Raw genomic sequence first — 12708 nt, 5'->3', positions numbered from 1 at the left:
AAATTTAGCGAACTTGGGGCAAGGATTTAACTTCAGCGCACTTGCGTCAACAGGCTTGCCCCGGAGATGACAACACGCTCATCCGTTTTGATTTCGCTTGAACCACCCGCAGCAGCAGACAATATCAACGTGCGCTGGGCATCTAGAGCCTGAGTCTTAACTTTACGCTGTACAAAGCGTTCGGCATCAGTATGGATCCAAACGACGGATTCGCCGCCCTGCAGTTTAATCACTGCAGCATTAGGTAATGCGACGCCAGCGAATTGCTTTTTGGTTTGCAAAATTACCTTCACAGGCTGACCCACTGCGGCAGCGATATCTTTACCCTTGACCTGATTTACCTTGAACAACAAAGGAATCGCCTGTTCGCGCATTTGCTGACCACCACCGATAAAATTCAGCGCCAAGCTCTGATCGGCACTACCCACTTTCGCACTGGCTTTGGCAATATCGTTGGTCAACACCGGATCGTAGGCCAAGGCCTCTACCATCAAACGTGAAGGATCAATAATCTCGAACAAGGTCTCTTTAGCATCAACCACTTGTCCTGCGACTGCGTTGGCGACACTGATAACACCGGACACAGGCGCGATCAAGGCCTCACTTTTGGACAAACTCGCCTCCACTGAAGCCTTACGCTTTTTCAATCCTTCATACTCAAAACGTACTGCTTCCACGGTCGCTTTTGGCAATGCGTCTGCTAACTGTTCATAGCGTTGTACTTTACGCGCCGCGATATCCAACTGAGCATCAAGGTCAGCCAAAGTCGCCTGACTATTACCTCTATCCAAGCTCGTCATCACCGGGCGTAAATAAGCCAAAACTTGCCCTTTACTTACTTTCTGTCCGAGATTGGGCAATCCTGCTGAACTTGCCTCGACTCGCCCAGATTGGCTCGCCTGAACTCGGCCACCTGCGTTGGGATCAGCGATGATTTTGCCGTTCAGCTCTATCGTTTGTGGCAGATCGGCGACTTCGCTGAGCATAGTACGCAGCACTAGTTGGCGTTGCACGATCTTTGGCACAAACAAACTACCATCGGCGAGACGCTGCGCTGCGCTAGCATCGGTCAATGTCAATGTTGAATTAGACTTTGCAGTCGCTTTTGCAGATGGCTTTTTGCTGTGGTCTTCATCGCCATGCGCAAGCACCAACTGGCAAACAAAAATACTCAACAAGCTCAGTGTCAAAAAGCCTAGTTTCATACTACGCGGTGCTGTGATCATATTTTTAGTTTGTATCATCCTATTATCTCCTCACGCCGCAAAACCAGAACGCTGCTTGCGACGCCACATCGCAAAGGCGAGAGTCACTAAGATCACCAGCGCGACCGTCGCAAGTAGCCATTTCCACCAAGTGGCAAAACCGCTTGGATGCTCATGTTCATCTTCGTGGTTTAAGGTCACTTCAGGAATCTCTAGGCTAGCTGTCATCACATCGCCTAAATCCCCTGCTTCCACACTAATAGAGAAAGCATACTTACCGCTTTTCTCCAACAAACCTTTAGTCAAATCAAGGACATAGACGCCTGGGCTACTTTGTTTTGCAACAGCTTTAAGCCCAGCGCTTTCCAACTCCAATTGTGCATCTATCACGGGCTGGTTATCGGCAAAACGATCCAGATAAAGAATTAATTGTCGGCCTTGAAGTACCATCAGTAGTTCAAAATCCTCCGTTTGCGCACTGGTACGTGGTGCGACTTGATTGGTTAAACCAGCCGGCGCAGCATGTTCATGATCGTCTGCGCCATGCGCATACGCATTCTGGCCAAGGCCAAAATTAGACAATACCAATAGAAAATAAATAATGAAAGCTGGCAGATACTTCAAAACGGGCTCCCGCGCAAAAAAAGATAGCTTGCATTATGCGTCGTAGCGCCGAACACCAAGCTGACAACAAGATTACAATTCTGTAATGTGGAGGCTATACCTTCGTTCTTGAGCAAACTTCGCGGGTAAAATTAGTGACCTTTAGCAGCGATCTGCAAATCAACTCAATCCATACACGCCAAAATGAAAATCCTGATAGTCGAAGATGAACAAAAAACCGGTGACTACCTGAAGCAAGGTCTGACCGAATTTGGCTTCACGGTCGACTTAGCGCGCAATGGCCTTGATGGCTTGCATCTGGCAAAAAATGGCGATTTTGATTTAATTGTTTTAGATGTCATGCTGCCTGAACTCAATGGCTGGCAAGTCTTGGATGCGCTGCGCAAGCATGGTCTACAAATCCCTGTGCTCTTTTTGACAGCAAAAGATCTGGTAGAAGATAGGGTCAAAGGCTTAGAATTAGGCGCAGATGATTATCTGGTCAAACCCTTTGCTTTTTCTGAATTAGTCGCGCGCGTCCGTAGCTTACTACGCCGCGGTAAAAATCAAATTGAATCTAGCGTATTGCGCGCCGCCAATTTAGAGGTAGATTTACTCAAGCACCGCGTAAGTCGGGATGGTCAGCGCATAGAATTAACGGCGAAAGAATTTTCCTTACTTGAACTCTTAATGCGCCGGCAGGGTGAAGTCTTAACGCGTTCGCTGATTGCGTCGCAAGTATGGGATATGAATTTTGACAGCGATACCAACGTGATTGAAGTAGCGATGCGCCGGCTACGCAGCAAAATTGACGATCACTTTGAGCCTAAGCTCATACATACTCTGCGTGGTATGGGCTATGTGCTAGAGGTCAAAAATTCATGATAGCGCTGCTACAAAAACTCTCACTTACAGCGCGACTGAGCCTGCTATTTACTACGCTGTCATGTGCGGTCTTACTGGCATTGGGCTGGTTCATCGGCGCTTCTATCGAAAAACATTTTGAAGAGCAAGATCACCACGCACTGAGCGGCAAACTAGAATTAGCTCAGCACATCATAGAACGTGTCAACACAGCGCAAGATGTGGCAAATCTATCTGACCAACTTAGCGATGCTCTAGTCGGGCATCATGATTTGGCGATCATAGTGCAAGACACCAAAGGCAAAGTTTTACTCAATTCGAGTCAAATACAGTTTCCCGAAACTTACCTACATCCGCGTACGAATCAGCCGCAACATGAAATATTTTCGTGGACTCAGGACGGACAAACTTATCGCGGTTTGGTCAGTATATATGCGACTAAAAATCCAGAATTACCAAGCATTACGGTGGGAATCGCGACCGATATCGCACATCATTTGGATTTTATGCGCAACTTTATGCGCAGTCTGTGGTTATTCGTCTTCGTAGCGGCGTTATTCACTGGCGCATTATCCTGGGTGGCCGCCAGCCGCGGTCTAAGGCCTTTACGCGCAATGCGCGACCGCGCATCGAGTGTCACCGCCAACAAACTTGATCAACGTTTATCGTTGGAAGCTGTGCCGCCAGAACTGGCAGATCTGGCGCATAGTTTGAATCAAATGCTGGAGCGTTTGGAGGAAGCATTTCAACGTCTGTCAGATTTTTCTTCTGATCTCGCGCATGAACTACGTACACCGATCAGTAACTTAATGACACAAACTCAAGTCTCCTTATCACAAGCGCGCGATGCTAGCAGCTATCGTGAAATCCTGGAGTCAAATGCTGAGGAATATAGCCGTCTGGCGCGTATGATCGCAGACATGTTATTTCTCGCCAAAGCAGAGAATGGCCTTAGTCTAGTTAATCGCGAACAAGTTAACCTAATGCAAGAGGTTCAAAATCTGTTTGAATTCTATGAAGCACTGGCGGAAGAAAAACAAATACGTCTGCGCTTACAATGCCAAGATGACCAGGCTGCATCCACTAAATCAACTAGCGAACAATTTACCCTGTCTGGCGACCGCCTGATGTTGCGCAGAGCACTCAGCAACATTTTATCCAATGCGCTACGACATACCGCCAAGGGTCAAGAAATCACAGTCTATATCGAAGCCGACCCCAATTTTCTCACTATGCGCATTTGCAATCCGGGACCAAGCATTCCCGAACAGCATATACATCGCTTGTTCGAACGATTCTATCGTGCCGACCATGCGCGCCAGCATGCCGATGGCGAAGGTTCAGGCTTGGGACTAGCGATAGTGCAAGCGATTGTGCTTGGACATCAAGGAACAATCAGTGTCCGATCACAAGATGATTTGACTTGTTTTACTTTGCAATTGCCACGTACGACAATCGCTTGATTAATTTTTAGCCTGCAGCGACATTAAATCAAGGCATTGCCATTGACCAAAGCCAGGTGCTTCACGTGGCCATTGTTCTGCTCGTGCTATCGGATGTATTCCATGCTTGTGTAAATAGTTCAGAGCTCGTATCACACCAGCATGCGTAATCCATATCACGTCGCTGCTATGGCTGATTTGCGCTTGCTCCAAGGTCGCTTGATAGGCTGCCAGCACGCGATCTATCACGTCTTGACTGCTCTCCTTTCCTCCAAACTTATGCTGCGCAAAATCGGCACTCCAATGTTCTACCGCGGTCTCGGGAATATCTGACCAAGCTTTAGCTTCCCAAATTCCGAAATCCATTTCATTCAAACGACGATCGGTTTGTCGAAGCACCTGACTCAAATCTTTGACATTGTTGAGTGCTAAACATAATTCATCGGCTAACTGTTGCGCACGCTGCAAACCAGATACATAGATATGAATCGACTTAGTGTTCAAGCTAAGTACGCTATTTTCTCGCGCTTGCGCCAGTGTTTCTGCCAATGTTTTTGCAAACGACTTTGCCGCTTGTTGTGTCGCTTCAGGCTCAGCGGGAACATCTAAACGTCCGTAGCAGATTCCACCAGCAATCAGTGGCTGCGCATGGCGTACCAACCATAATCGTCTAGTTTGCCCCGCCATCTTATTTCCCTAGACTGAGCAATACACCAAGATAGAAACCCAGCTCAGACAACTGCTGCGTAGCACCGAGCGCATCACCGGTGAAGCCTTGCAGACGCGACCTCAAAAAGCGCCACATCCACAACAGCGCCAACACACTACCCAGCATACCCGCCAGCCAGATCCAATCTGGTTGCAGATAACACACCAAGCCCCACCCTGCCAGACACCATAACATCGCTACGAATAGAGCGGTTTGACTAATACTCTCAGCCAGCGGTTTCGATTTCGATTGCGGCGTATCGCCGACATGCGGCAAATAGAGAATTAAAAATAGTGGCATCAATCGCGACACAATATGCGCTGCAAACAAAGCAAGTGCCGCAATCAAAATATCTACCTGCCCCAATAAAGTGAGCAAAGCTATTTTGCCAAATAATGCCAAGACCAAAGCCACGGCCCCGTATGTACCGATGCGTGAATCCTTCATAATGTCTAGGGCCTTTTCACGACTAACGTGACCACCCAAACCATCGCTCAAATCCGCCAGACCATCCTCGTGAAAAGCGCCCGTCAACATCACACCAAAAACGGTACTTAAAAACGCAGCGACCCAGACTCCTGCACTGTAATGCGGCAATAACTGATAAGAACCCCAAAAGCAAAATGCAGTACAAGCGCCAACCAGCAAACCAATACCAGGAAAATGTGCCGCACTCGCCCGCAACATCGCGGGGCTATAACCAACCCATGCGGCTAATCTTCCAGTGACCGGTATGCGCGTAAAGAACTGCAATGCGAGTAGATAGTGTCGAATAAATTTCATACTTGTATCTTCTTCGTCCTTTAAACTTATTTTTAGTTTATGTCCCAATTCAATCTTCGCTACGCGACACTCCTGCATCTTCAAAGCTAGCCATCTCGGCCATGATCGCACACGCCGACTGTAATAATGGCCACGCCATCGCAGCACCAGAACCTTCGCCTAAACGCAAACCCAGATCTAGCAAAGCATGTGCTTGCAATGCCTGCAGCATATGCTGATGTCCGCGCTCACCTGAGCGATGTGCAAATACGCAACGCTGCAATACGACTGGCGCTAAACGACTTGCAACTAATACCGCAGAACTAGCTATAAACCCGTCAACCACGATAACACGATTTTCTAAAGCTGCCTGCAACACTATCCCGACCAAGGTCGCGATTTCAAAACCACCAAAGCAAGCCAACACATCCAAAGGCGCACTCACCTCAGGATGATGCGCCAAGACGCGACGCAATACGTCGGTTTTTTTATCGATACCCGTCGCATCAAGCCCTGTGCCTGCGCCAGTACAAATTGCAATATCTAATCCCGTCAGGCGCGCTAATAATAAGGACGCAGATGAGGTATTACCTATACCCATCTCCCCCAAGAGCACAGCGTTACCCGGCAAGCTTCTTAGCACATCGCGCCCATTCTCTAAGGCCTGGTCGCATTGCTCGGCGCTCATTGCGGGTGCTCGCAAAGGGTCAGCAGTACCATAAGCAACTTTGCGCAACAACAAACCTTCACGCGGAACAAAATCGTGTTTTACACCACAATCAACCACAGTCAAACCTATCCCATGCTGACGCGCCAGCACACTCACCGCCGCGCCGCCACTCAAAAAGTTCTCGACCATTTGCCAAGTCACATCACTAGGGAATGCAGATACCCCGTGAGCGACAATGCCGTGATCGGCTGCACACACGATCATTTGTGGTGATGTCAATCGTGGTGTTTCGGTTTGAAGAATTAAGCCTAGTTGCACGGCGAGTTCTTCTATGCGACCTAATGAACCAGGCGGTTTGGTTTTGTTGTTGATTTTGTGTTCTAGGCGTTCACGTAAGGTGGGGTTGTTTAGGTCGGTGATGTTGTTTGGGGTTTGGTTTGAGTTGTTTTCCATATTTTTTCCTTGTTCGTGTTTAAGTGTTTTGTCTAGAAATCTAATTTCTTTTCCTGTTGCTCTACGTTTACAGGTCGGGTGTGGCCCGACAGCCAATTACCTTTTTTGCTTCGTCAAAAAAGGTAATCCAAAAAAGACGACCGTAGACTCGCCCTGCGGGTGCTTACGCTACGCTTCAGCATAATTTGTGCATCACAAAAAATGGGAAAGTGTCGAAACTCGCTTCGCTCAAACACGACACTTTCTTGTCCATTTTCTGTGACGCACAAATTACATCGTCTCTAACGGGGGTAGATCAAAAGCAACGACAACATCAAAACAATCTGAATCGACGATCACTCAATTGTCTATTTGCCGTTGTAGGTCGTTGCTTTTGACTCTGCTTTTGACTCTGCTTTTGACTCTGCTTTTGACTCTGCTTTTGACTCTGCTTTTGACTCTGCTTTTGACTTACATCCACTTCTGACACTGCCAATTGTGGAGGACAGAAAATGGACAAAGAAAGCCTTGCTGTTTGAGCCGAAGGCGAGTTTCAAGGCTTTCCCATTTTTTGTCCTCCACAATTGGGAAGCCGAAGGCCAGTGGCAGCGTGGTCGCCTTTTTTGGGTTACCTTTTTTGGCGAAGCAAAAAAGGTAACTAGCTGTCGGGCCACCCCCGACCTACAGGCTCAAAAATCACCACAACACTTCGTCAAGAGACAAGAAAAATGACAACCCACAAATTACGCGTGGGCAAAAAACTGGTGCCCACACTTCTACGTCACTTTGCGTTTACAGGTCGGGTGTGGCCCGACAGCCAAGCACCTTTTTTGCTTCGCCAAAAAAGGTGCTCCAAAAAAGGCGACCGTAGACTCGCCCTTCGGGTGCTTACGCTTCGCTTCAGCATAATTTGTGCATCACAAAAAATGGGAAAGTGTTGAAACTCGCCTCCGGCTCAGACAGCAACACTTTCTTATCCATTTTCTGTGACGCACAAATTACATCGTCTCTAACGGGGGTAGATCAAAAGCAACGACAACATCAAAACAATCAGAATCGACGATCACTCAATTATCTATTTGCCGTTATAGGTCGTTGCTTTTGACCCTGCTTTTGAATTACATCCACTTCTGACACTGCCAATTGTGCGAGACGAAAAATGGATAAAGAAAGTGTCGTTGTCTGAGCGAAGCGAGTTTCGACACTTTCCCATTTTTTGTCCTGCTCAATTGGGAACCCGAAGGGCAGTGGCAGCGTGGTCGCCTTTTTTGGGTTACCTTTTTTGGCGAAGCAAAAAAGGTAACTAGCTGTCGGGCTACCCCCGACCTACAGACTCAAAAATTACTACAACACTTAGCCATCTGACGAAAAAAAGCCAACCAGATACACAATTCACGCGTGGGCACAAGACCCGTGCTCACCCTACGCCACCTCACATAAATTCTATCTACTCAAAGCCAGATACAAAGCATCCTGCGCCTCAGGCTGCATCACCCTCAACCGAAAACTCCCCGGCAAACCAAACGACGTCGTATCACGCAATTTAATCCCATCCAATCGCAACCTCTTCAACAATTCCGCGCTATCAATTCGATCAGACAATGGCGGCGTCGCACAATAGAAATTCGCGACACTAGGCAACACAGTCCAATTCAATTTTCTACACAAATCAATCTGCCGCTCTTTCCACTCACTGAGCGATAACAAACTCTGCGCCAACCATGCTTGCACTTGCGGTGTCGTCCACGCCTGCAACATCGTGACTGCATGCGCACCCAGGGGCCAAGAGAATGCGCTTTGGCGCAACGTCGATACCAATGCTTCTGCCCCCAGCGGAGCAATAGCGTATGCACCTCGTATGCCAGTCAAGCCTAAGGCTTTGTTCGGCGACCATAGCTGCCAGATTTGATCTTTTTGCTGAACACTAAGTGTTGGCTGAACTTGCAAACACAAAGGCTGATACGCACAATCCAATACCATGGTTTGACGCGCCTGCAGTTGCTCAAGTTGCGCTGACAAATTATCTTGCGAGCACCCCAGAGGACTGGCTGGGTCACATGCCCAAATCAAATTTGCCTGAGCGGGGTTAGCTGTTTGTGCGAGACCGTGCGCCCGCGCTGCCATCGCATAGTCGGTATAACTATGAGCAGGCCACCACGCACGTGTCCTTCCAAGTGAATTAGCCGCGACAGTTTGTGTGATGCGAAAAATGAATTCACTGGCGCTCGCTGCGACCACAATACGCTCAGCATTCACACCATGCCATAGCGCCAGAGACGCTCGCAGTTCGTGATAGTCAGGATCGGGATAGGAAGAACAATCCGTAACCCGCAGTAATTCGAGCATATCGGGACAAGGGCCAAGCGCGTTGCTATTCGTCGAAAAATCGTAACGTGCCTTACCCAAAGCATCGGTACCACCGTGCACTCTGGCTTGAACAATGCTAATAACGCCTGCACTCATAAGGCGCTCCATAAAGCCAAAATAAACTGTGGCCGACTATGAAACGCGCTCATAAACAAAAAAGCGCGCTGATTAAAGCACAGCACAAATAAGTCGTTCTTTGACCCAGCTGTATCGCATGTTCAGTATCTTTCGGCTCAACCAAACTCCCAGTCGTATGCAAAACATAGGCACCGGGCTTTGCCAAGCGCACATTCAAAATTAAAGCCATCGCCGCCATCGGCCAACCGCCATTGGGTGAATCTGTTTTGGTCACCTCTGCCAATAAATTGGGTCGGGGTAGATGCCATGCCGCCAGATATAACAAGGCAGTGGTAAGACGTGCGCCTGGCCAAGACAGGACATCATCCGTCCGCGCCGCCCATTTACCAGCCCATGTCCACACTCGCCCACCGCGCTCACCGCGATATCCCCACATGGCATCCGCGGTATTTGCAAAACGATACAAGGCGACGCCTGGCAATCCCGCCATAGCAAACCAAAGCAGAGGCGAAACAACGGAGTCATTCAAGTTCTCAGCTAAAGTTTCAATCGCACTTTCGCGCACCGTGACCGCATCCAATTGCGTGACATCGCGACTTACCAGATAAGACAGTCGCTCCCTGCCTGCTGCCAAAGACTGACATAGCGCGGATTCCACCGCTGCTACTTCACGCGCTAACAAAGACCAAGTCCATAAAGATTTCAAAAGATAAGCGCTACACATCGTACCTAGCCACAAATAAGCGTCAGGTAAAGTAGTGAGTAAAAAAATGAAACCAAAGCTTAGCGTCAGCACCAAAATAGCACCAAGTAACCAAGCCAAAATACCAAAGACAAAATAAGGCATCGCGGCATCAGCGTACTCAGCTCTTGACTCAGGTGCAATCCACACGTCCAAGGCTTGCTGGTATTTACCCATCCACACCACAGGATGAAGCGCGGCAACTGGTTCGCCGAGATAGCGATCAATTCCCACTGAAAGCCACATGACCAACGGCACGCTCATAGGCGCTATGAATAGCGATTGCAATTCTGGCAGCCACATTGAACGATTCCCGACTTAGTCTTCAATACCACGTTGCGCAGGAATTCCGGCACGGAAAGCATGTTTGACCAAAGTCATTTCAGTCACCGTATCAGCCAACTCGATAATCTCTGGCGGGCAACGACGACCAGTCAAGACGACATGTACCTCCTTGGGCCGATTACGCAAAGTCTCCAGAACATCATCCAGCGGCATCCAACCATAAATCAAGGGATAGGTGATTTCATCCAAAGTGACCATAAAGAATTCACCACTCATAATCGCCGCTTTGGCTTTCAACCAACCGTCACGAGCCAGCTGTGCAGAATGTTCTAAATCCTGACTTTTCCAACTAAAGCCATCACCCAAACCTTCGATAGGCAAACCCAGTTGCTCAAACATGCGGTGTTCGCCAAAACGTGCGGTAGGTACTTTCATGAACTGATAAATCTTTACCTGTTTACCGCGCCCGAATGCACGCAGAGCCAAACCAAAAGCGGCAGTGCTCTTGCCTTTACCGTCACCGGTGTTGACAATAATCAGGCCACGACGCTCGCCCTCCGCTTTGTCATACGGTTTCTCACTTGGTGGTGTTTCGATTTCCATTTTTTTGTCCAATTGAAATATTTAAAAAAATCCGCCCTACAATTCTTAATCCCTAATTCAATGCCAGCTATCGTCACAAAAATCATTACTTCGGCAAAGCGATCCATTGTCCTTGTACCGCATGAATTTGTATGCGATGTTCAAACACCGCTTCTAACATTCGGTGCGTTGTAGCATCCTGGCTCGCGCCATAGTGCAAAACCTTACCTTGATCCACGATCAACATCTGTTCGGCTTGTAAGGCAAACGAAATTTCGTGTAAAACGCTGACCACGGTTTTTCCCTGCGCAATCAAATCACGTACGAGCAATAACCAATCTGCCTGATGCGGTGGATCAAGATTCGCCAAAGGCTCGTCCATCAAGATAACTTGCGCATCGACAGCCAGAGCACGCGCCAACAAAACACGTTGCCGCTCACCGCCCGACAATTGCCCTATGCTACGACTACGCCATTGCCAAGCCTGAGTGCTGCGCAATGCGTGTTCTACCGCAATATGATCGAAAGCGCTCGGGCTTGCCAACCAAGCCTGATGCGGTAATCGACCTAACATCACGACATCCCACGCCGTCATATCTTCGCCACTAGTTTCGTTTTGGCCCAACCAGGACATCTGCTGAGCACGCAAACGACGTGGAATGTCTTCTAATGTTTTCCCAAATAAAGCGAGCTTGCCACGATGACTTAATAGCCCCGCCAACACTCTGAGGAGACTAGACTTACCTGCCCCATTTGGTCCAACGATACTGGTCCAGGTACCTGCCGCGATCGCAATATTAATTTGATGCAAAATCTCCGTGCCACCTAGGCTGGCGCATACCTCATTCATATTGAATGCGCTGTCATTTACTAGCAGATCTTTCTCTATAGCTTCTAGCATTACAGACCTCCACCGCTTTCATAGCGACGTTGACTGTGCATCAGACGCAATAAATAGCCACCGCCCAAAATCGCTGTCAATACGCCAACAGGCAATTCTTGTGGCGCGATCAGCCAACGACTGAGAATATCTGCTGTCGTTAATAAAACTGCCCCCATTAAGCTAGCGAGAACAATCAAACTAGCATGGGTAGTCTTCACCACGGAACGCACCAAATGCGGCGCCGCCAAGCCCACAAAAACAATCAAACCAGCCTGTGCGACTGCCGTCCCTGCGGATAATGCGATCACCACCACCAAGGCAGCCCGCATTTGTGGCAATGGCAAACCTAAACTAGCAGCGGTCGCTTCTCCCAAAGAAAGACCATCTAAGGCGTGACTTAAGACCACACTCGCAAGCGTACATAATGCCATTACAAAAAACATCACCATACAAGCTGACCAGCCTATGAAACCCGTACTACCCAGCATAAAAGCTTGCATCGCTTGCACGATATCGGGACGTAACATCGTAACCAAAGACCCCACCGCACCGAGCACGACACCGACAATCACACCGGCCAATAACAAGCGCAAAGTATGTTGCACACCACGTGCTAGCAGCAGCGTTAATAAGACTGCAGACACCGCTCCAATAAAAGCAGCGCCGGTTAAGCCCAGTCGCACCAACCAAGCAGTAGCAAACGGCGAGACGCCAAACAAAATCAAAGCAGTACTGACACCTAATGCGGCGCCCGAAGCACTGCCGAGTAAATAAGGATCTGCCAAAGGATTACGAAACAGTCCTTGCGCCACGGCGCCGGATAAGCCAAGCAAGCCGCCCGCGAGCCATGCACCGAGGGTGCGCGGCAGACGAATATCCCAAACAATTTGCATCGCCAATGAATGCTCCCACATCGTAGCGACACTCTCCCATCCTGTGCTGCCGACACCCACGCCGAGCAACACTAAGGCAACACTCAACAAAATTAAGGCAAAGCCGAAACGCCAGACGCGCGACGTTTGCGCGAGTCGCGGCGAGTTACTTGCTACCATCTTGTCGGTACGGCTATCTTCGTTCTGATCGC

At 48.8% G+C, this 12708-nt stretch carries 12 protein-coding genes; 2 read left to right on the top strand and 10 right to left on the bottom strand.

Annotated features, from left to right (window positions below; translation table 11 throughout):
- Positions 1–32 precede the first annotated feature (32 nt).
- Both ACO0KZ_RS07935 and ACO0KZ_RS07930 read right to left on the bottom strand, forming a co-directional pair.
- Positions 33–1244 (bottom strand): efflux RND transporter periplasmic adaptor subunit, encoded by a 1212-nt coding sequence (locus ACO0KZ_RS07935; RefSeq protein ID WP_422994476.1) that lies wholly within the window; start codon positions 1242–1244, stop codon positions 33–35.
- 12 nt (positions 1245–1256) lie between these two features.
- Entirely contained in the window at positions 1257–1829 is a 573-nt protein-coding gene (locus ACO0KZ_RS07930) for a hypothetical protein (RefSeq protein ID WP_422994474.1), read from the bottom strand.
- 183 nt (positions 1830–2012) lie between these two features.
- Here ACO0KZ_RS07930 and ACO0KZ_RS07925 point away from each other — a divergent pair, with 183 nt between their 5' ends.
- Both ACO0KZ_RS07925 and ACO0KZ_RS07920 read left to right on the top strand, forming a co-directional pair.
- Positions 2013–2693, top strand: coding sequence for a heavy metal response regulator transcription factor (locus ACO0KZ_RS07925; protein ID WP_422994472.1), 681 nt, complete (start codon positions 2013–2015; stop codon positions 2691–2693).
- Positions 2690–4135 (top strand): heavy metal sensor histidine kinase, encoded by a 1446-nt coding sequence (locus ACO0KZ_RS07920; protein ID WP_422994470.1) that lies wholly within the window; start codon positions 2690–2692, stop codon positions 4133–4135. The genes ACO0KZ_RS07925 and ACO0KZ_RS07920 overlap by 4 nt, the downstream gene beginning before the upstream one ends.
- On the opposite strand, the gene ACO0KZ_RS07915 is transcribed toward ACO0KZ_RS07920, so the two are convergent.
- From ACO0KZ_RS07915 to ACO0KZ_RS07880, 8 genes are all read right to left on the bottom strand, one after another.
- Positions 4136–4801: a histidine phosphatase family protein gene (locus ACO0KZ_RS07915; protein WP_422994468.1), complete on the bottom strand. Its 666-nt coding sequence runs from the start codon at positions 4799–4801 to the stop codon at positions 4136–4138.
- A gap of 1 nt (position 4802) precedes the next feature.
- On the bottom strand, positions 4803–5606 hold the full coding sequence (locus tag ACO0KZ_RS07910) for an adenosylcobinamide-GDP ribazoletransferase (protein ID WP_422994466.1): 804 nt from the start codon (positions 5604–5606) through the stop codon (positions 4803–4805).
- 49 nt (positions 5607–5655) lie between these two features.
- The gene (gene cobT / locus ACO0KZ_RS07905) at positions 5656–6708 is read right to left on the bottom strand and encodes a nicotinate-nucleotide--dimethylbenzimidazole phosphoribosyltransferase (protein WP_422994464.1); all 1053 of its coding nucleotides are present in this window, start codon (positions 6706–6708) and stop codon (positions 5656–5658) included.
- 1422 nt (positions 6709–8130) lie between these two features.
- Entirely contained in the window at positions 8131–9150 is a 1020-nt protein-coding gene (locus ACO0KZ_RS07900) for an aminotransferase class I/II-fold pyridoxal phosphate-dependent enzyme (RefSeq protein ID WP_422994462.1), read from the bottom strand.
- 49 nt (positions 9151–9199) lie between these two features.
- Positions 9200–10177, bottom strand: coding sequence for an adenosylcobinamide-phosphate synthase CbiB (gene cbiB / locus ACO0KZ_RS07895; protein ID WP_422994460.1), 978 nt, complete (start codon positions 10175–10177; stop codon positions 9200–9202).
- A 15-nt stretch (positions 10178–10192) separates the two neighbouring features.
- Entirely contained in the window at positions 10193–10762 is a 570-nt protein-coding gene (cobO, locus tag ACO0KZ_RS07890) for a cob(I)yrinic acid a,c-diamide adenosyltransferase (RefSeq protein WP_314860897.1), read from the bottom strand.
- Between the two features lie 85 nt (positions 10763–10847).
- On the bottom strand, positions 10848–11642 hold the full coding sequence (locus ACO0KZ_RS07885) for an ABC transporter ATP-binding protein (protein ID WP_422994458.1): 795 nt from the start codon (positions 11640–11642) through the stop codon (positions 10848–10850).
- Positions 11642–12676, bottom strand: a complete 1035-nt coding sequence (locus tag ACO0KZ_RS07880) for a FecCD family ABC transporter permease (protein ID WP_422994865.1) — start codon at positions 12674–12676, stop codon at positions 11642–11644. The genes ACO0KZ_RS07885 and ACO0KZ_RS07880 overlap by 1 nt, the downstream gene beginning before the upstream one ends.
- Positions 12677–12708: the final 32 nt, after the last annotated feature.

Origin of the sequence: Undibacterium sp. Di24W, assembly GCF_049340325.1 — a bacterium.
Taxonomy (GTDB): Bacteria; Pseudomonadota; Gammaproteobacteria; order Burkholderiales; family Burkholderiaceae_D; genus Undibacterium.
The sequence above is the reverse complement of the archived record's forward strand: the minus strand, read 5'-3'. Positions and strand labels throughout refer to the sequence as shown.